The 18446-nt window shown below is 63.5% G+C and carries 19 protein-coding genes; 9 read left to right on the top strand and 10 right to left on the bottom strand.

Translation table 11 applies throughout. The features are described from left to right. Positions 1-58 precede the first annotated feature (58 nt). Together NKI18_RS23525 and NKI18_RS23520 are read right to left on the bottom strand one after the other, a co-directional pair. On the bottom strand, positions 59-1027 hold the full coding sequence (locus NKI18_RS23525) for a rhizopine catabolism ABC transporter substrate-binding protein (RefSeq protein WP_352621412.1): 969 nt from the start codon (positions 1025-1027) through the stop codon (positions 59-61). A 67-nt stretch (positions 1028-1094) separates the two neighbouring features. Further along, positions 1095-2063, bottom strand: a complete 969-nt coding sequence (locus NKI18_RS23520) for a polysaccharide deacetylase family protein (protein WP_352621410.1) — start codon at positions 2061-2063, stop codon at positions 1095-1097. Positions 2064-2424: 361 nt separating this feature from the next. Here NKI18_RS23520 and NKI18_RS23515 point away from each other — a divergent pair, with 361 nt between their 5' ends. Continuing rightward, positions 2425-3669 carry a DegT/DnrJ/EryC1/StrS family aminotransferase gene (locus NKI18_RS23515; RefSeq protein WP_352621408.1) on the top strand — a complete coding sequence of 415 codons (1245 nt, stop codon included), beginning with the start codon at positions 2425-2427 and terminating at the stop codon, positions 3667-3669. A gap of 169 nt (positions 3670-3838) precedes the next feature. Next, positions 3839-4282 carry an SRPBCC family protein gene (locus NKI18_RS23510; protein WP_352621406.1) on the top strand — a complete coding sequence of 148 codons (444 nt, stop codon included), beginning with the start codon at positions 3839-3841 and terminating at the stop codon, positions 4280-4282. 31 nt (positions 4283-4313) lie between these two features. Here the strand turns inward: NKI18_RS23510 and NKI18_RS23505 are convergent, their stop codons facing one another. The 5 genes from NKI18_RS23505 to NKI18_RS23485 form a co-directional block, all read right to left on the bottom strand. Further along, a complete protein-coding gene (locus NKI18_RS23505) occupies positions 4314-4679 on the bottom strand; it encodes a GFA family protein (protein ID WP_352621404.1) in 366 nt (121 codons plus the stop codon). A gap of 193 nt (positions 4680-4872) precedes the next feature. Further along, a complete protein-coding gene (gene mocR / locus NKI18_RS23500) occupies positions 4873-6339 on the bottom strand; it encodes a rhizopine catabolism transcriptional regulator MocR (RefSeq protein WP_352621403.1) in 1467 nt (488 codons plus the stop codon). A 4-nt stretch (positions 6340-6343) separates the two neighbouring features. After that, on the bottom strand, positions 6344-6550 hold the full coding sequence (locus tag NKI18_RS23495; protein ID WP_023721239.1) for a LacI family DNA-binding transcriptional regulator: 207 nt from the start codon (positions 6548-6550) through the stop codon (positions 6344-6346). Positions 6551-6751: 201 nt separating this feature from the next. After that, positions 6752-7663 carry a myo-inosose-2 dehydratase gene (gene iolE / locus NKI18_RS23490; RefSeq protein WP_352621401.1) on the bottom strand — a complete coding sequence of 304 codons (912 nt, stop codon included), beginning with the start codon at positions 7661-7663 and terminating at the stop codon, positions 6752-6754. 119 nt (positions 7664-7782) lie between these two features. Beyond that, on the bottom strand, positions 7783-8070 hold the full coding sequence (locus NKI18_RS23485; protein ID WP_352453278.1) for a DUF3175 domain-containing protein: 288 nt from the start codon (positions 8068-8070) through the stop codon (positions 7783-7785). A gap of 253 nt (positions 8071-8323) precedes the next feature. Between NKI18_RS23485 and NKI18_RS23480 the strand changes: the two genes are divergently transcribed. Next, complete coding sequence (locus NKI18_RS23480) at positions 8324-9478, top strand: MFS transporter (RefSeq protein ID WP_502900738.1); 1155 nt, start codon at positions 8324-8326, stop codon at positions 9476-9478. A 173-nt stretch (positions 9479-9651) separates the two neighbouring features. Beyond that, on the top strand, positions 9652-10680 hold the full coding sequence (gene gntR / locus NKI18_RS23475) for an HTH-type transcriptional regulator GntR (RefSeq protein ID WP_352621399.1): 1029 nt from the start codon (positions 9652-9654) through the stop codon (positions 10678-10680). Positions 10681-10778: 98 nt separating this feature from the next. Here the strand turns inward: gntR and NKI18_RS23470 are convergent, their stop codons facing one another. Continuing rightward, the gene (locus tag NKI18_RS23470; RefSeq protein WP_352621397.1) at positions 10779-11018 is read right to left on the bottom strand and encodes a hypothetical protein; all 240 of its coding nucleotides are present in this window, start codon (positions 11016-11018) and stop codon (positions 10779-10781) included. A 456-nt stretch (positions 11019-11474) separates the two neighbouring features. Here NKI18_RS23470 and NKI18_RS23465 point away from each other — a divergent pair, with 456 nt between their 5' ends. From NKI18_RS23465 to NKI18_RS23445, 5 genes are all read left to right on the top strand, one after another. Continuing rightward, positions 11475-12599, top strand: coding sequence for a sugar ABC transporter substrate-binding protein (locus NKI18_RS23465; RefSeq protein WP_352621395.1), 1125 nt, complete (start codon positions 11475-11477; stop codon positions 12597-12599). Between the two features lie 79 nt (positions 12600-12678). Then, positions 12679-14220: a sugar ABC transporter ATP-binding protein gene (locus NKI18_RS23460; protein ID WP_352621393.1), complete on the top strand. Its 1542-nt coding sequence runs from the start codon at positions 12679-12681 to the stop codon at positions 14218-14220. Beyond that, positions 14217-15197 (top strand): ABC transporter permease, encoded by a 981-nt coding sequence (locus tag NKI18_RS23455; protein WP_352621391.1) that lies wholly within the window; start codon positions 14217-14219, stop codon positions 15195-15197. Before NKI18_RS23460 ends, NKI18_RS23455 begins: the two co-directional genes overlap by 4 nt. Continuing rightward, complete coding sequence (locus NKI18_RS23450; RefSeq protein WP_352456242.1) at positions 15194-16180, top strand: ABC transporter permease; 987 nt, start codon at positions 15194-15196, stop codon at positions 16178-16180. The genes NKI18_RS23455 and NKI18_RS23450 overlap by 4 nt, the downstream gene beginning before the upstream one ends. Before the next feature lie 5 nt (positions 16181-16185). Then, complete coding sequence (locus tag NKI18_RS23445) at positions 16186-16731, top strand: gluconokinase (RefSeq protein WP_352621390.1); 546 nt, start codon at positions 16186-16188, stop codon at positions 16729-16731. Here NKI18_RS23445 and NKI18_RS23440 read toward each other — a convergent pair. Together NKI18_RS23440 and NKI18_RS23435 are read right to left on the bottom strand one after the other, a co-directional pair. After that, positions 16728-17177: an RrF2 family transcriptional regulator gene (locus tag NKI18_RS23440; RefSeq protein ID WP_006202816.1), complete on the bottom strand. Its 450-nt coding sequence runs from the start codon at positions 17175-17177 to the stop codon at positions 16728-16730. The two genes, NKI18_RS23445 and NKI18_RS23440, sit on opposite strands and share 4 nt — an antisense overlap. Positions 17178-17424: 247 nt before the next feature. Beyond that, positions 17425-18411, bottom strand: a complete 987-nt coding sequence (locus NKI18_RS23435; RefSeq protein ID WP_352453286.1) for a sulfate ABC transporter substrate-binding protein — start codon at positions 18409-18411, stop codon at positions 17425-17427. Positions 18412-18446 lie beyond the last annotated feature (35 nt).

The following is an 18446-nucleotide window of genomic DNA, read 5'->3' as shown; positions in this document are numbered from 1 at the left end:
GTCACGGATGGATCGGGAGAGCGCTTGGCGCATTCTCCCGTTCCGCCGGAGCGCTTGCCTAGCGGATGCCCTGTTTGGCGAGCGCCAGGATCGCCTTGGCTTTTTCCGGCGAGTCTATGAACAGCGGTCCGGTGTAGGCGTTGTTCTGCGGCCAGAAGCCGTGCGTCGCCTGCTCGACCAGATAGATCACCGGCAGATAGCCCATCAGATATTGCTGGGCGTCCATGCCGAAGCCCATTTCGCCGGCGACGACAGAATCGAGAACCTCCGGGCTGATGTCGAATGTGTAGAGCTTGAGCTTGCCGAACAGTTCCTTGTCGCGGAACAGCGGGATCAGCGGGTTGGCGGCGGTGGCGCCGAGCGCAAAGACGGCCTGCGTGTCGGGATGCGCCGACAGATAGGCCTCGGTACGGCGCTGGACGTCGGCGGGATCCGGCGCCACGGCCAGAACCTCGGTGCCGCCGCCGGAGGGCTTCAGCCCGTCATTGAGGCCCTGGCAGCGCTGGTCGAGGCTGACATTGCCGACCTCGTGGTTGATGCAGACGACCTTGAGCGTGCCTTCCTTGGCCAGCCGCTCGCCGGCCTTCTTGCCGGAATCATATTCGGAAACGGTGCCGACATAGAGCGTCGTGCCGAGCTCGGCGCCTTCCTTTTCGCCGGAATCCAGAACCACCATGGGAATATTGGCGGCAAGCCCGGATTTGACCGATTTGCCGAGCGCATTGGCGTCGGCGATGGAGACGGCAATACCGTCCGGCTTGGTGGCGATGGCGGCGTCGAGAAGCCGGGCCTGCTCGACCACGTCGAAGACCTGCGGCGCGTAATATTCGACCTTGGCGCCGGTAAGGGCGGCCGCGTCATCGACGCCGCGCTTGACCACCGACCAATAGGGATCGGACGCCGACCCATGCACCACGAAGGTGATGCGGACGTCCTTCGGATCCTTGAGCCCCGCGGCATGCGCAATGCCTGTCATCAGGCCCGCCGAAACGAAGGCGCCCAATGCCACTTTCAGAAGAGTTTTCATCTTATTCTCCCATTTGTCGTTGCAGTTCCAATCCCTCTGGCGCCGTTTTCCGGCCGCGACGATCGGCTCACGTTGCGGATCGGGTGGCCGCTTTGCGGGCCTTTGCCGACGCCAATCGCTGTTCGCCCGCGGTGTTGCCGCGGGTTGATGATCGCCCGGCCGAGAGCGCTGCGCGAAGCTCCTCGCGCAACGGCTTCATGCCGATGACGTCGATCGGCTGTGCGGCGAGCCAGTCGCGAAAGCCCTGGTCTCGGAACAGCTCGTACTCTTCGGTGCGAATATAGGCGGAGCGCGGCTCGATCAGCTCGAGTTCACCGGGCGCGTTGCAATGCAGGCAAAAGAAGGTCAGGCCGTCGCGCACGCCGTCGATGAGCGCCTGGTAAGCCGGCTCGATCGGCCTGGAGCGCGGCCGGCCCCAGGTCGTCTGGATGGCGGCGTCGAAAATGGCAAAGCCGCCGGCGCGGGCCAGCGCCACGCCGCGCTGGAACGCCTCCTCGGTGACGCCGACCAGATTGTCGTTGGGGGAATAGGCGGACAGGGTCTTGGTCAGCAGCACGGGCAGCTGATATTCGAGCCCGAGCTTGATGTAGATGTTGCAGAATTCCGGCGACAATGCCGCGCCCATATGCGCGTCGAGATGGGTGACGTCGATGCCGGCGCGATAGGCGGTGTCGATCTGGGCGCGAAGCTCGGCCTCGACCGCCTGCGGCACCGCCTTGCGGCGCGTGGTCGCCACATCGGGCCAGAAGAAGCCGAACTCGTCGGTCAAGCCGGCCGCCCGCGACGGCGCGGTCAACGGCCGCCATTTGTAATGCTGCTTCTCGCTGTTCAGCGTCAGGTGGACGCCAAGGTCGAGGCCAGGGTTGGCGGCGGCGCTTTCGGCCATTTCGAGGAACCACGGGCATGGCACCATCACCGCGCCGGAACTGCAGACGCCCAGCCCGCTCAATTCGAGGAAGGCGCTGTTGGCGCCGTGGCACATGCCGACATCGTCCTCGTGGAGCACGATCCGTTTGCTGGAGCCGGCGGCGTTCACGACCGGCCGCCTTCCCGCCGGCGCGCCGGTTTCGAGGGTCTTCCAAAGTGTGTCCCGTATTTCATGGAACCAACCGTTTGCCCAACTGGCCGGAATGGAACGCCGAAACCTGCCGTTCCGACAGGGCCACTTTGGCGAATTCGGATGGGTACGATTTGCCTGCCGGCTGAGACACTTAGCTGCCGATTCCCCAATCACGGTTCAAAACCAGTCATAGGAACCGTCTTTCGGGCGCAGATGGCTTGGTCGAATAGCGGCGGAGTGGTTCTTTCAAACTGTGCCGACAAGCCTACAGCTGTCCACACCATCAAGCGACCACATTATCAAGTGACCCACACTATCAAGTGACTGGAGGCCTGTCATGTACACCGCCGGCGAAGAGGAAATCGAAGCCATTGCCAGGGTGATCCGCTCGGGCGCGCTGTTTCGTTACGGCAAGGACAGCGAATGCGACCGCTTCGAGGCCCGCTATGCGCAGCATCTTGGCGTCGAGCATTTCGCGCTGGCCGCCAGCGGCACCTATGGGCTCGCCGCCGGCCTGATCGGCCTCGGCATCGGCCCGGGGGACGAGGTGCTGGTGCCGGCGCACACCTATATGGCGACAGCGACCGCGGTGCTGTCGGTAGGGGCCATTCCCGTCATCGTCGACATCGACGAGAGCCTGACCATCGATCCCATCGCCTTGCGCGATGCCATCGGGCCGCGCACCAGGGCGGTCATCCCGGTGCATATGTGGGGCGCGGCCTGCAACATGAATGCGATCATGGACATTGCTGCCAAGCGCGGCTTGCTGGTGCTGGAGGATGTCTGCCAAGGCATCGGCGGCGGCTATGAGGGCCGCAAGCTCGGCTCGATCGGCCATGCCGGCGCTTATTCCTTCAACTACTTCAAGAACATGACCTCGGGCGAGGGCGGCGGCATCGCCACCAGCGACCCGAAAGTGGCGGAGCGGGCGCGCTGCGCCATCGACCCTTGCCATTTCTACTGGCAGGGCAGAAGCGACAGCATCAAACCCTTCGCCGGCATCGGCGCGCGTGCTTCCGAACTGATGGGGGCGATGCTCAACGTCCAACTCGACCGGCTGGACGGCATCATCGAGGCGATGCGGGCCGAGAAGAAGACGGTGCTGGCCGGTACCCGCCACCTTAGCAATCTTGGGCTGACGCCGTCGCCGATGAACAGCGCGGACGACGATTGTGCCGCACAGGTGATGTACCTGCTGCCGAGTGAGCAGGCGGCGCAGACTTTTTCGAAGACCATTCCGAGCGTCGTTGCCGGCAAAACCGGCCGTCACAATTTCACCCAGTGGGACCAGGTGCTGATGCATGAAGGCGCGCATCATCCGGCGCTCAATCCTTACGCACTGCCCGAGAACCAGGGCCTGCGGCTGGATTATTCCGACGATCTCGGCAAGCGCTCGCTCGATATCCTCAACCGCACCGTGATGGTCGCCATGAACCCAGCGCACAGCGATACCGACATTCAGGACATGATCCACAACATCGACGCGGCGGCGCGGGTGGCGCTGGAGAATGCTTCGCTCGATGATATCGAATTGCGCAAGGCGTCACCGGTTGATCTGCAGAAGTTCGACAGTGTGAACTAGACCAGATCCGGCGCGGTTTGCTACCCTGCGGCCGAGCTCCTTGTCCGGTGGCCGGCCGAGGATTCCGGCCGGCATAACCGGTCGCCAAAAAATCCGCAGGCCCGTGTCGGATAGGCCGGGCTCCGCTCGTCCTAGGGGGCATCGATCACCAACACGGAGGATTAACGATATGCCCGGCACCGTACGGCTGCACCGCGTTCTGACAACCAGCCCGGAGAAAGTCTACCGCGCGTTCCTCGAAGCGGATGCACTTGCGAAATGGCTTCCGCCGAACGGCTTCACCTGCACGGTTCATCACTTCGAGGCGAAAGTCGGCGGTACGTTCAAAATGTCCTTCCGCAACTTCACCACCGGCGACAGCCACTCGTTCGGCGGCGAATATGTCGAGCTCGTGCCCAATAAGCAACTGCGTTACACCGACCGGTTCGACGACCCCAACCTGGCCGGCGAGATCGAGGTGACCGTGACATTGAAGAAAGTGTCGGTCGGCACCGAAGTGAATATCACGCAGGCAGGTATTCCAGACGCCATCCCGGTTGAGGCCTGCTATCTCGGCTGGCAGGAGTCGCTGCGAAATCTGGCGAAGCTCGTTGAACCCGAGATCAACCAGTAAGATAAAGCGCTGCCCTGGCGGGTCGGCGTCGCTAACCGGAAACCCAGGGATGACGCCGTTCTTCCCACCCAACATGCGCCGGGGCCGGAAAGGCGGGATCGGCGAAGCAGCCGACCGCGACGGCGATCCATTCAGGCTTTCGCTCGGGCTCCCAGAAGACGCTCGAGCCGCAGCCCGGGCAGAAATGGAAAGTGACGTGATGGCCGCTCCGAGCCGATCGCCTGTAGGTACTGGCGTCGCCTTCGGCTTCTACCTTGTCGCGCGCAAAGAAGGCCGCGACGCCGTACATGCTGCCGGTCCGCTTCTGGCAGTCGAGGCAGTGGCACTGTGCAACCAGTTGCGGCTCTTCGTTACAGGAGATCCTCAGTTGCCCGCAGGCACAGGATGCGGTTCTCATGGCAATCCTCATGATTCAGATGAATGCGTTGCCCGCCCATACCGGCGGTTGGCATGCTTCTAGTTTTCGGGGAGGTTCGGCCTTGGAAAGCGCTCTTTGCGCGAACGCCAAAAAACATGGACCGATGCCTATACGCCTAATCACGGCGGGCGATTGATTCAACCCCGCGGTGAACGAGATGGAGAGCCTGGCTCTAGCTTCTATCCAACCTCAAGAACGCGGCGCGCAACGCCAGCACGGCGCGCAAGATCTGGCGTTCGTCCATTGCCGCATAGCCGAGCAGCAGGCCGTGCTCGGGTTCAGTAGAGTGGTAGTTGATCGAGATGCCCTGGACGTCGAGCCCCTCCTTGAGGGCGGCGGCGACCACGTCGCTGTCCTTATAGGGCCTGACGAAGCTCGCCAGCAGTTGCATGCCGGAATCGTTTTCCGTGACGGTCAGCCATTCGGCCAGATGCTCCTGGCACAGCTTGACGAAGTTCGCCTGCCGGCGCGCATAGAGCCGGCGCATGCGCTTGAGGTGCGTGGCGAAATAGCCCTGGGTGATGAAGTCGTTGACCGTTGCCTGCAGGATCAGCGGCGCGAACTGACCGGTGATGCTCACCGCCCGATCGAAGGGCACCGACAATTCGCGCGGCACGATCAGATAGCCGATGCGCAGCGCCGGGATCAGCGTCTTGCCGAAGCTGCCGATATAGACGACGCGGTCGGCATGATCGAGCCCGCGCAGCGCCGGCACCGGCCGGCCGCGGAACCGGTATTCGCCGTCATAGTCATCCTCGACGATCCAGGCGCCGTTGCGTTCGGCGATGTCGAGCAACTGCAATCGCTCCTCGATGCGCATGATTGTGCCGAACGGCCATTGGCAGGATGGCGTCACATAGATCAGTCGCGGCGGCGGCAGCTCCGGATCGGCAAGATGCCAGCCGCGCCGGTCGACCTTCAACGGTGCCAGCCTGGCACCGCTGGCGAGAAAGGCGCTCTTGGCGCCGAGATAGCCGGGCTCCTCCATCCAGACATGGTCGCCTTCGTCCATCAGCACGCGCGAGACGAGATCGAGTGCCGCCTGCGCACCGGTGACGATGATCACCTGGTCGGCGGTGCAGCTGATGCCGCGCGACAGGCCGATGGTCGAGGCAATGGCCTGACGCAGGCCGGGGTGGCCGGCGAAGGAGAGATAACCAAGCAGGCTCTCGTCGCGGCTGCGTGCATTGCGCACCAGAAGGCTTGACCAGATGGTGAACGGAAACGATGCCGTTTCAGGCACGCCGGGATGGAAATTGATGACGCCGGCATTGCGTGGCGGTTGCGGGCCGTTGACGATGGTCTGGCCACGCCGCGACAGCTTTTGCGGCGCTGCCAGTCCGGCGCGCAGGGATGCTAAGGGGCGGTTCTGCTGGATCGGCGCCACCCAGGTGCCCGATCCGGCACGCGCCTCGATAAAACCTTCGGCAAGGAGCTGGTCATAGGCGGCGATGACGGTGTTGCGCCCGACCTTCAGATCTTCGGCCAGCGAGCGCGTCGACGGCAGCAGCGTGTTCTGCGGGATCTGGCCGTCAAGGATGAAGCGTCGCAAGGCGCCGTAGATCTGACGATGCATCGGTTCTTCCGAAGCGCGGTAGACCGACATGATGTCGAGGGAAAGGCGCATGTGGTCAGCCACGGCACTATCCCCCGACGAACCGGGCGGCGCGGGCGATCTTTTCCTCGTTGAGCCGACAGACGGTATCAAGCACCAGTCGCCTGGTTTCGGGGTGGACCTCTCGGCTGTTCTTCAGCGCGCGATGCACGGTGGCGGCGCCAAGTTCCGCCTTCTCGGCAATCTCCCGGATGGTGCAAAGCCGTTCCATGCCAAGCGCAGCTTCGAAAGCCATGTCGCTCCTCCTCGGTTGCATCAAGGCACGGCTTTCGGCCGGCCTCAAGCTTGAAAGTCCGGGCTTGAAATCCAGAGCCGGGTTTCTGCGATCCGCGCCGCGCAGGGAGCAAGGCGGCGCGGATCGCCGGGCGCTTTCGCTTCGCTAACCCCATCGAGGCACGCGCCCATTGTGTTCCCCCGGCTCGCGAGTGCAGGCCGGTCAGTTTACCTGCCGCGTCGCCACTTCGAAGCCGACCTCGCGGGCGGTGGCGAGCAGCGAGAAATAGCCCTTGCTGGCATAGGTCAGCGGATGCGCCTTGGCCGGATCCTGCTCGGCTTCGACAACGAGCCAGCCTTCATAGCCGCGCGCGGCGAGGGGCTTCAGCAATGACAGGAAATCGACCGAGCCGTCGCCGGGCACGGTAAAAATGCCGTCCATTACCGCCGCCATGAAGCTCATGTCCCCGCGGCGTGCCCGTTCCAGCACCGCCCTGCGAACGTCCTTGCAATGGAAATGCACGATACGGTCGAGATGCCGTTGCAGCAGCGATTGCGGGTCGCCGCCCGAAAACAGGCAGTGGCCGGTATCGAACAAAAGGCCGACGCTTCGGCCCGTCGCCGCCATCAGCCTGTCGACTTCATCGTCCGTCTCGACGATGGTGCCCATGTGGTGGTGGAAGGCCATGCCGACCCCGAATGCGGCCATGCGGTCGGCGAGGGCGGTCAGTTTCTCGCCATAGGACGGCCAGTCCCTGTCGGCGAGGCGCGGACGCTCGGAGATCGGTGCGAAAATGCCGTCATGGCGACCGCGCGAGGTGTCGGCGTAGACGACGATCCTGGCGCCAAGGTCGCCCAACAGCTGAAGATGTGGGGTGATCGCCGCGAATTCCTCGTCGACCGTGCGGTCGAGAATGCGGCCATCATACCAGCCGGAGACGAGTTCCAGGCCATAGGAGGACAGGAGCGGCCCAAGCACTTCAGCCTGGCGCGGAAATTTGCCGCCGAGTTCGGTGCCGCGGTAGCCGGCCAGCGCCGTTTCCGACAGGCAAGTCTCCAAGGACGTATCCCCGCCAAGCGCCGGAACGTCGTCATTGCTCCAGCTGATGGGATTGATGCCGATCTTGACCGTCATGACGCCAGGCTTTTGCGGGCTTGGGAATATAAGCCGAGCCTGCAGACTGGCGACAAAGAGGCCCTGTCACTAGGTCCAGTTCAGCCGAATTTGGCAGAACCAATTAATGGTGACCGATTCTAGTCTTCCTTTGGGCGGCCAAAAAGGACGCGCAGTTCATCTTTGGCGTCCTCCAGCACTTTCTTCTGCGCCGCCGGCAGGTTCTTGCCGGCGCGGTTGATGTAGAAATTCAGCATCGACATGGCGGATTGAAACGGCCCTGCCTTGCGTCGGTCGCTGTGCTCGGCCGATCGCTTCAAAGAGGCGGCGATCTTCTTGGGATCGTGGGATTCGAAGATGTGTTCCTCGAGGTCCAGCGCGTCACTGTGCTCGGTGACGTCGGCGGACCATTTCCGTTGCGCGGTCATGGCAAACTCCTTCCACTAGGTCGTTGCCGGGAAAACGCCTTATGGCGCACCCCTGTTCCACTTCGGCCCGAATCCCTGGAGCCACGGATTTGCCTGTCGTGGCGCTGCTCGGCGATGCGAATGCGCCGATAGTGGTCAGAACCGCCGATTCAAGAACTGCGGACAGGAAAAGCTCTTGACCCCAATCGTCTCAAGCCAGGCAGAAAGTTCCGGCATCGACAGTGCCTATGCCTGGATACGGCTGGGCATCTCGATGCTGCTGGCAACGATCGGCGGGGTCGGCATGTGGGCGGTGGTCGTGGTGCTGCCTGCCGTGCAGGCAGAATTCGGCGTCGATCGCGCCGCTGCCTCGATGCCCTACACCGCGACCATGGTCGGCTTTGCCGCCGGCAATGTGCTGTTCGGCCGCGCCATCGACCGCATGGGGTATTGGATACCGGCGCTGATTGCCGCGATTACACTTGGCGCCGGCTTTGTGCTGGCGTCGTTGACCAGTTCGATCCTGCAGTTCACCCTCGTCCAGGGCCTGTTGATCGGCGTTGGCTCGTCGGCGATCTTCGGGCCGCTGATCGCCGACATCTCGCACTGGTTCAACCGGCGCCGCGGCGTCGCGGTGACGGCTGCCGCATCCGGCAACTATCTCGCCGGAGCGATCTGGCCGACGGCGATGCCCTATGTCATGCAGGCGCAAGGCTGGCGCTTCACCTATGCCGCGATCGGCGCCGTCTGCCTGGTCACCATGCTGCCGCTGATCCTGCTGCTCCGGCGCGGCGCACCGCCCCAGGCGGCTCCGGGATCGCCGGGGAGCCGCGTGGTGCAGCCGATCTCACTGTCGCCGGCGGCCTTGCAGGCGCTGCTCATCGTCGCCGGGCTCGGCTGCTGCGTGGCGATGTCGATGCCGCAAGTCCATATCGTCGCCTATTGTATGGATCTCGGCTACGGCGTGGGGCATGGCGCCGATATGCTGTCGATCATGCTGGCGGCGGGCGTCGTCAGCCGGCTTGGCTCGGGTTTCCTTGCCGATCGCATCGGCGGCGTGAAAACCCTGCTGATCGGCTCGGTGCTGCAATGCCTGTCGCTGTTGTTCTATATCCCGTTCGACGGGCTTGCCTCGCTTTATGTCGTCTCGCTGGTCTTCGGCCTGTCGCAAGGCGGCATCGTGCCCTGTTATGCGATCATCGTGCGCGAATATATGCCAGCCAAGGAGGCTGGCCAGCGCGTCGGCATCGTCATGATGGCGACCATCTTCGGCATGGCGATCGGCGGCTGGATGTCGGGCTGGATCTACGATCTGACCGGCTCCTATGCCGCCGCGTTCCTCAACGGCATAGCCTGGAACCTGCTGAATATTTTGGCCATGGTGCTGCTGCTGTGGAAGGCCCGGCGCAGCGCTGCTGTGGCGGCCTGAAGCACAGCGGTACGGATACAGTCTCTCCGGCCGTCGCTTGACAACAGCCGAAGGCTGCGCGACGCCAGACAAGGTGTGGCAACGGGCCAGTTTGGCATGGCAGCAGTTTCAAAAACGCTGAACATCGTTTCACGGTCGCGTGTGGGCGGTTGCCCGGCGTCCGGACGAGTACGGTGATCAAGCCGCGCTCGCGCCGCGGCGGCGGCCGCCCGACCATCGCCGATGTCGCCCGCAAGGCCGGCGTCGGCGCCATTACCGTATCGCGCGCCCTGCGTGAGCCGGGGCGTGTCTCGGAAGATCTGCGCCGCCAGATCGAGTCGGCCGTGAACGAGCTCGGCTATGTGCCCGACCCGAATGCGCGGGCGCTGGCTTCGGCGCGCGCCGAGGTCTTTGGCGTTCTGGTGCCGTCGCTTACCAACAACGTCTTTGCCGAAGTGGTGCGCGGCATCTACGACAGCCTGTCGGACGGCCCTTTCCGGATTCAGCTCGGCAACACCCACTATTCCGGCCTCGAGGAAGAGCGGCTGCTGCAGGTGTTTGGCCCGCAACGCCCGGCGGCGCTGATCGTGGCCGGCATCGACCAGACGCTGGCCTCGCGAAAACTGCTGGAAACGGCCGGCTGTCCGGTGGTGCAGGTGATGGAGACCGGGCCCGATCCGGTCGACATGATGGTCGGCTTCTCGCATTTCGAAGGCGGCAAGGCGGCTGCGGAACATCTGATCGAGGCAGGCTATCGCCGGATCGGCTTCATCGGTGCGCGCATGGATCCGCGTTCGCAGCGGCGGCTTGCCGGCTATCGCGCGGCGATGGAGGCGGCCGGCCTGTTCGATCCGAGGCTCACCACCACGACACCGGTGCCCTCCAGCGTCACCCTCGGCCGCGAATTGTTCCGCGACGCGCTCGCCAAGGTGCCGAGCCTCGATGGGGTGTTCTGTAACAATGACGATATCGCTCTTGGCGTGCTGTTCGAATGCCACCGCGCTTCGATCGCCGTACCGAAGACGATCGGCATCGCCGGCTTCAACGATCTTGACATGATGGAGGTGGCTTTTCCGTCGGTCACCAGCGTTCGGACGTATCGCTACGAGATCGGCCGGCGGGCGGTCGCCATGGCGCTTGCGGCTATCGAAGGCAACAGGCCGGAGCAGCGGGTCGTCGACCTCGGCTTTGAACTCAAGCGGCGTGAAAGCACGGCGCGCTGAAGGCTCGAAGAAGGGGTCCGTCGATCCGGTAGTATTCGAGCACCATCGCGATGCGCCGAGACCGGAGGTGTTCGAGGAACTGAGTAGGTCTCGGACACCTACGCAGGCCAGGGTCCATGAACATCTGGGCGACTTCCTATGGGAAAATCCGGAGGCCGAACTGCTTCATTGAGGCGCATGGTTCTCCAGACGGCAAGATCGTTCTTGGCCCAGTTTTCCACAATCTGGCGGTCTTCATCGGAAAGAAGGAGCGCAAGGCTCGCCAGTACATCGAATACGCCAGCTGAATAGCCACGCCGGTACATGTGTTCCAGTTTTGGATCAATATGTCCGTCCATCATTGGCTCCCCACATCCAGCGTTGTTCTGCGCAAAGCGACGAAACAGTAATGCGTTTCATAGACGCTGTCGCCGTTTTTGGATGCAACGATCGACGGGTGGCGCCGCGGGTCGTCGACCTCGGCTTCGAACTCAAGCGACGTGAGAGCACGGCGCGCTGAAGCGAGCTTCGACGCAATGGCGCTTTACACTACGTCATGGTAGCGCTACCAGTTATCGCCGGGCGGTACTTCGCTCAGAAGATGGGGGCTGTTTATTATACATAAGCGACAGCTCATGCTTGTTTATTATGTATAATATGATAGTTTTTGCGGGACTAGCCGGGCAGCAAAGGAGGGGATCGGGTCGGCATTCGGCCACCTGAACGCGCGACGGGTACGGCGGGAGGTGCCGGGCCGGAAACGCGCAAATTCATCGGCGTAACAACAAACAAAACTGCAACTGGGAGGAATATCGATGATCAAGTCACTCGTTGGCGGTATCGTTGCCGCCACTGCTTTCGTCATGCTGGGCTCGTCGGCGATCGCCGATCCTGAAATCGTCAAGGGGCCATCGGCCGAGCCTGACTGTTTCGCGCCCTGGTCGGCCGATACGCAGTTCTTCAAGTTCCCCAAGAAAGACGGCCCGTACCGCATCGCTCTGGCCAACGGCTATATCGCCAACACATGGCGCATCCAGATGGTGCAGACGGCAAAGGCCTATGCAGCGCAGCCGGAGGTCGCGGCCAAGCTCAAGGAATTCAAGGTGGTCTCGACCGGCGAAGACGTGCCGGCGCAGATTTCGGCGATCAACAATTTCATCGATTCCGGCTATGACGCGATTGTCGTCAACGCCCAGAACCCGACCGCATTCGGTCCTGTCATCAAGCGGGCCAAGGAAGCCGGCGTGGTGCTGGTCGCCTTCGACAACATCCTCGACACCAAGGATGCCATCAACGTCAATGTCGACCAGAAAGGCCTTGGCGAATTGTGGGCCAACTGGCTGGTCAAGCACGTGCCGAACGGCGGCAAGGTGCTGGAAGTGCGCGGCGTCGCCGGCACGTCCGTCGACACCGATCGCCATAACGGCATCCACGAGGTTCTCGACGCTTCCGGCAAGAAATGGGATGTCACCGAGGTCGTCGGCAAGTGGGATGACGGCGTTGCGCAAAAGGCTACGGCCGATGCCATTGCCACCAACGGCCCCTTCGACGGCATTACCGGACAGGGCGGCGATACCGGCATCGTGCAGGCGATGATCGATGCCAAGCATCCGTTCGTGCCGTTCGGCGGCGAGACGGAGAACGGCTTCCGCAAATTCTGCGCCAAGTTCGCCGCTGACGGCCTGAAATGCTCGTCGGCCGGCACCGGCCCGGCTCAGGTCGCGGTTGCCATCAAGACGGCGATTGCAGCACTTGAAGGCCAGGTCGTGCCGCAAGCGGTCAAGCTGCCGCTGGCGATCGTCGAGGATCCGAACTTCAAGGCAGGCCAGGATTTCTTCCCCGATCAGTCCGACAATTTCTTCGTCGGCAATTCCTTCCCGACCTGCGGCATCAATTTCACGGCGCAGGAAATCATGGGCCAGAGCAAGGAAAACCAGTAAACTCCGACAGCCCGACGCCGCGGGAATCCCGCGGCGTCGGCGCTCGACATCCTGATTGCCTAGCGCCTGGGGAGGGCCGATGGACGGTGCGGTTCCGCTCTTCCGCATGGAAGGCATATCCAAGCGCTATGGCGGCGTGCGGGCGCTGGAGAAGGCCGAACTGTCGGTCACTCCAGGCAGCATCCACGCCATTCTCGGCGAGAACGGCGCCGGCAAATCGACGCTGATCAAGGTCATGGCGGGGGTCGTTGCGCCCGACGAGGGCCGCATGATGCTGGACGGAAGCGAAGTTACCTTCGCTTCGCCGGCCGCCGCCAACCAGGCCGGCATCGTCTGCATCTTCCAGGAGCTGTCGCTCGTCCCCGAACTCAGCGTTGCCGACAACATCGTCATTTCCGATCCGCCCAAACGCTTCGGCATGATCGACCGCAAGGCGCAGCGCCGCATCGCCGAAGAAGCCCTTGCTCGCGCCGGCGCCTCCGATATCCATCCGCTGGCTCTGGTCAAGGATCTTCCCCTTTCAAGAAGGCAGATGGTCGAGATCGCCAAGGCACTGGCGCGCAAGCCACGCATCCTGATCCTCGACGAGGCGACCTCGGCGCTGACTGCGGCCGACGTCGCCAGGGTTTTCGCCGTGTTGAAGCGGCTGCGTTCGGAAGGGCTGGCGCTGCTCTATATATCGCACCGCATGAACGAGATCGCCGAGCTGGCCGACCAGTGCACGGTGTTCCGCAATGGCCGCAATGTCGCCAGCTACGCCGCCGGCACCAAGAGCGACAATGAAGTCGTCGAACTGATGATCGGGCGCGAATACAGCCACATCTTTCCGCCCAAGCCCGCGCGGGCGGCTGCCGCAGCCGCGCCGGTCCTGGAGGCGCGCAGCCTGTCATGGACGGATCGGCTGCACGATGTCTCGCTGTCGGTCGGGGCGGGCGAGGTGGTCGGCCTTGGCGGCCTCGACGGCCAGGGTCAGCGCGAATTGCTGCTCGCCTTCTTCGGTGTGCTGCGCGGCCTGTCAGGCCAGATCCTGATCGACGGCAGGCCGGTGGCGATCGCCAGCCCGGCCGCCGCGCGCGATGACCGGATCGGCATGGCGCTGATCCCGGAGGACCGCAAGACCGAAGGGTTGATGCTGCCGATGACGGTGCGCGAAAACCTCTCCTTCGCCGCGCTTGACCGGCTGTCCAGGGCCGGCATCATCGATCGCGCCGCCGAGCAGCGGCTGATCGACGACATGGTCGGTCTTCTGGCGATCAAGACGGCCGGCCTCGACATTCCGGTCGGCGCGCTGTCCGGCGGCAACCAGCAGAAGGTGGTCATCGCCAAATGGCTGATGCGGCAGCCGCGCATCATCCTGCTCAACGATCCGACGCGCGGCATCGATGTCGGCACCAAGCAGGAGCTTTACCAGTTGATGCGCAAGCTTGCCGACCAGAGCGCGGCGATCCTGTTTTATTCGACCGACTATGACGAGCTGATCGGCTGCTGCGACCGCGTGCTGGTGCTCTATGACGGCGCGGTCAAGCGCGAACTGGTCGGCGCCGAAATCACCGAGCGGGCGCTGATCGCCAGCGCGCTCAACATTCACGAAGAGATGCCAAAGCAAGGAGCGGACGCGTGAAGGATTGGCGCTACTGGCTTGCCGAACAGCGCGGAACGCTGCTGGCGTTCGGCATCTTCGTTGTCATGTTCGTCATCTACACCTCGAACCATACGGCGGGCTTCACCGCCAACGTCGTACAAACGGCCTCGAACAAGGGCGTACTGCTCGCCTTCGTCGCCATGGCGCAAACGCTGGTGGTGATCACCGCCGGCATCGACCTTTCGGTCGGTATGATCTTCACGCTGACCAACTGCCTGGCCTCGTGGCTGGTCGTCGGCACCGGCATCGAGACCGCCTTCGGCGTCCTCGCCGTGCTCGGCACCGGGCTGCTGTGCGGGGCAATCAACGGTGCGATCGTCATCTATGGACGCCTGCAGCCGATCGTCGCCACCATCGCCACCGGCGCGGTCTATTTCGGCATCGCGCTGCTGCTTCGGCCGTTTCCCGGCGGCTCGGTCAATGAAGGGCTCGCCGATGCGCTGACCGGGCGCCTGTTTGGTTTTGTGCCGGCGAGTCTGGTGACGCTGCTGGCGGTCGTGCTCGTGGTCTGGGTGCCGTTCAGCCGGTCGGTGCTAGGCCGCGCCGCTTATGCAGCCGGCTCCTCGGAGATGGCGGCCTACATGTCCGGCGTGCCGATCCGGCGTGGAAAGTTCGCCGCCTATGCGCTTGCCGGTCTGCTTGCCGCGATCGGCGGGCTGTTCCTGACGTTCTTCACCTATACCGGTGATGCAGCCTATGCCAGCGGCAACGCCTATACGCTGTTTTCGATTGCCGCGGTCGTGCTTGGCGGCGTGTCGCTGTTCGGCGGCAAGGGCAGCGCCATCGGCGCGATCTTCGGCGCGCTTGCCTTCCGCACCATCGGCGACCTGCTGTTCGTCTTCGATTTCGATCCGCTCTGGCAGCCCCTGTTCCAGGGCGTCATTCTGCTGATCGCGGTCAGCCTCGGCGCGTTCGCCCTGTTTCGGGTCCGCAACCGGCTGGAGTGGTTCCTGTGAGCGAAACGACTGTGAGTGGTCTCGCCGGCCGCATGCCGAAATTCCTCCGCCGCGCCGATCCGGCGGTGCTGACGGCGTTCGCCTGCATCGTGCTGCTGCTGTTCCTCGGCAGCCTCTATTCGCGCAGCTTCCTGTCGCCTGAATACCTTTTGCAGCAGCTCAAGGTGGCGTCGTTTCTCGGCGTCATCGCCACCGGCATGATGCTGGTCATCCTGCTCGGCCAGATCGACCTGTCGGTGCCCTGGTCGGTGGCGGCCGGCGCCATGATGGCCTGTGCCGCGGCCGCATACGGTACCGTCGGCGTGGCGCTTGCCATTCCGTTCGGCATCTTCTGCGGTGTTCTGATCGGCATCGTCAACGGCATCGGCGTCGCCTATCTGCGCATTCCCTCGATGATCATCACGCTTGCCACTAACGCCGTCGCGCAGGGGCTGATGGTGGTCTACACGGGCGGTTTCTCGCCGCAGGATTCAGCGACCGGTGCGATGCGCTATCTGGCGACCGGCTTTGCCGTTCCTGCCGTGCCCAACGCCGTCCTCATCTGGGCGCTGATCGGCGCCGCAATGGTGTTCGTGCTGACCCGCACCGGCTTCGGCCGCACCGTTTACGGCATCGGCAATCGCGAGCGTGCCGCCTATCTTTCCGGCATCGATACAAGGCGCGTGGTGATGATCGCCTTTGCGGTTTCGGGCGGGCTCTCGGCCTTCGGCGGCGTGCTGTTGGCCGGCTATGCCTCCAAGGCGGCACAGTCGATGGGCGATGCCTATCTGCTGCCGTCGATCGCCGCGGTGGTGCTCGGCGGCACCTCGATCCTCGGCGGGCGCGGCTCCTATCTCGGCACCGTCGCCGGGGTAATCCTGATCACCCTCTTGCAGTCCATTCTCTCTGTCATGCAGATGCCGGAGGCGGGACGGCAGATCATCTACGGCGTCGTCATCGTCGCCATGCTGCTGCTCTATGGCCGCGCGCCGGCAAGCCGCTGACCTGCATGACCGGTAAAGACGTGGCATATAAGCCGGCGAGCACTGTTCGAACGATACCCGCCATCGTGGTGATGGGCGTTGCCGGTTGCGGCAAGTCGGTTGTCGGCGAAGCGGTTGCAGCGGCATTGGGCGCCGTCTTTATCGAAGGCGACAGGCTGCATCCGCCCGAAAACGTCGCGCGCATGGCGAGCGGCCAGCCGCTCACCGACGCGCTGCGCGAGGGCTGGCTCGACGCGATCGGCCAGCGGATGGCCGCGTCGGTCGCAAGCGGGCAAGGTGTGGTCGCCGCCTGCTCGGCGCTGAAGCGCAGCTACCGCGATCGCCTGCGCGGCTTTTGCCCGGATATCGTTTTCGTTTACCTGGAGATCGACCCGGCAACAGCAAAACAGCGCGTCGGCAATCGCAAGGGTCATTTCATGCCGGCAAGCCTGGTCGACAGCCAGTTCGCCACGCTCGAGGCGCCAGCGGCGGACGAGGCGGCGATAACCTTGGATGGCACGCGTCCGGTCGCCGACACCGTCGCGACTGCCTTGAGCCTGCTCGCGCGCTAGATTTGCGACGTCAGTTCGACTGGGAAATCGTCATTGTCGGCGTCGCGCATGGCCGCGAGGCTGCGGTTGTCCAGCACCTCGGCGATCGCCTGCCGGACCTCCAGCATCATGTGCCGAACCTGGCAGGTCGCCTCGTCGCAATCCTCGCAGCGCTGGTATTGCGTGCGGCTGGCGCAGGGGATCGGCGCCAGCGGCCCGTCGAGGACACGCACGACATGGCCGATCTTGATCTCGGAAGCCGGCCGGGCAAGGCGGTAACCGCCTTCCTTGCCCTTGCGGCTCTGGACGAAGCCGGCGTTACGCAACTCGCCCAGGATGGCATCCAGGAATTTCTTGGGGATGTTATTGGCGACCGCAATGTCGTTGACGAATGCGAGCTGGCCGACCGGCAGGCCCGACAGATGCACGAGGGCCTTGAGGCCGTATTTGCCTTTTTTGGTAAGCATGCCCCGAGTCAACCCATGAAGCCCCAACCACCCGCGTCTGGCGGCTGTTTGTGTGCAAATCATGACGGTTTGATCACGCGGAGCCGTTCGCGAAAACAAACCGTCCGTTCTCACGGTAGGCACAAACGCGTTGATTCTTCGTAACGTTTTGGACGGAATGCGCCCGGAAAGTGCCAGAAATCACCTTTCGCGGCGCGAAAGCAAAGAAGCCGGCAAAGCCGGCTTCTGTCAAAGTTGGAAGATCGCCTCAGCGGCTGCCATAAGTCTGGTCGAGCAGGCCGCCCGCTGCAAAGTGCTCGGCCTGGACCTTGGCCCAGCCGCCGAAGACGTCCTCCACCGTCAGCAGGCGGACATCGGGAAACTCAGCCTTGTATTTGGCGGCGACCGCCGCGTCCCGGGCCCGCAGGCCGTTGCGGGCGGCGATGTCCTGGCCCTCCGGCGTATAGAGGAAGTCGAGATAGGTCTTGGCGAGATCGCGCGTGCCATGCTCGTCTGCAACGGTGTCGACGATCGCCACCGGAAATTCCGCCAACAGGCTGACCGAAGGCGTTACCTGCTCGAACTTGTCCTCGCCATACTCCTTGCGGACGCCGCGCGTTTCCGACTCGAAGGTGATGAGTACGTCGCCGATTTCGCGCTGCACGAAAGTGGTGGTCGCGGCGCGCCCGCCGCTGTCGAACACCGGCACGTTGTTGAACAGCTTGGTGACGAACTCCTTCACCTTGGCGTCGTCGTCCTTGAAGGCTTCCTTGGCGTAGGCGGTGGCCGCGAGATAGGTGTAGCGTGCATTGCCGGAGGTTTTCGGATTGGGGAAGATCACCTGGACGTCGTCGCGGACGAGGTCGTTCCAATCCTTGATGTGCTTCGGATTGCCGGCGCGCACCAGGAAGGAGGGCAGCGAATAGAAAGGCGAGGCGTTGTCGGGAAAGTCCTTCTGCCAGTCGGCGGAGATGAGGCCCTTCTTGACCAGGAAGTCGATGTCGATGACCTGGTTGAAGGTGACGACGTCGGCGCCGAGGCCTTCGGCGATGGCACGCGCCTGCGCCGAAGTTCCGGCATGCGACTGATCGATGGTCACACCGGGGTGCCCGGCGACGAACGCTTTGTTGACCTGCGCAAACAGTTCGCGGCCGACATCGTAAGAGGCGTTCAGCAATCTGTCGGCCGACCAGGCTTGGGAGGATGCGAGGACCAGGCCGGCCAATGTGGCGACGCCAAGCAAAAATCGCTTCATGAAAACAGGCTCCAATGCCATGAGCTTAATGCCGG

Source organism: Mesorhizobium sp. M0800 (genome assembly GCF_040320095.1).
Lineage (GTDB): Bacteria > Pseudomonadota > Alphaproteobacteria > Rhizobiales > Rhizobiaceae > Mesorhizobium.
This window is presented reverse-complemented; position numbering and strand designations above follow the sequence as displayed.

Bases quoted from the DNA above. Each gene is read 5' to 3' on its own strand.
- NKI18_RS23525 (WP_352621412.1), bottom strand. From the start codon at position 1,027: ATGAAAACTCTTCTGAAAGTGGCATTGGGCGCCTTCGTTTCGGCGGGC.
- NKI18_RS23515 (WP_352621408.1), top strand. From the start codon at position 2,425: ATGTACACCGCCGGCGAAGAGGAAATCGAAGCCATTGCCAGGGTGATC.
- NKI18_RS23510 (WP_352621406.1), top strand. From the start codon at position 3,839: ATGCCCGGCACCGTACGGCTGCACCGCGTTCTGACAACCAGCCCGGAG.
- NKI18_RS23505 (WP_352621404.1), bottom strand. From the start codon at position 4,679: ATGAGAACCGCATCCTGTGCCTGCGGGCAACTGAGGATCTCCTGTAAC.
- NKI18_RS23495 (WP_023721239.1), bottom strand. From the start codon at position 6,550: ATGGCTTTCGAAGCTGCGCTTGGCATGGAACGGCTTTGCACCATCCGG.
- iolE (WP_352621401.1), bottom strand. From the start codon at position 7,663: ATGACGGTCAAGATCGGCATCAATCCCATCAGCTGGAGCAATGACGAC.
- NKI18_RS23485 (WP_352453278.1), bottom strand. From the start codon at position 8,070: ATGACCGCGCAACGGAAATGGTCCGCCGACGTCACCGAGCACAGTGAC.
- NKI18_RS23480 (WP_502900738.1), top strand. From the start codon at position 8,324: ATGCTGCTGGCAACGATCGGCGGGGTCGGCATGTGGGCGGTGGTCGTG.
- NKI18_RS23470 (WP_352621397.1), bottom strand. From the start codon at position 11,018: ATGGACGGACATATTGATCCAAAACTGGAACACATGTACCGGCGTGGC.
- NKI18_RS23465 (WP_352621395.1), top strand. From the start codon at position 11,475: ATGATCAAGTCACTCGTTGGCGGTATCGTTGCCGCCACTGCTTTCGTC.
- NKI18_RS23460 (WP_352621393.1), top strand. From the start codon at position 12,679: ATGGACGGTGCGGTTCCGCTCTTCCGCATGGAAGGCATATCCAAGCGC.
- NKI18_RS23445 (WP_352621390.1), top strand. From the start codon at position 16,186: ATGACCGGTAAAGACGTGGCATATAAGCCGGCGAGCACTGTTCGAACG.
- NKI18_RS23440 (WP_006202816.1), bottom strand. From the start codon at position 17,177: ATGCTTACCAAAAAAGGCAAATACGGCCTCAAGGCCCTCGTGCATCTG.
- NKI18_RS23435 (WP_352453286.1), bottom strand. From the start codon at position 18,411: ATGAAGCGATTTTTGCTTGGCGTCGCCACATTGGCCGGCCTGGTCCTC.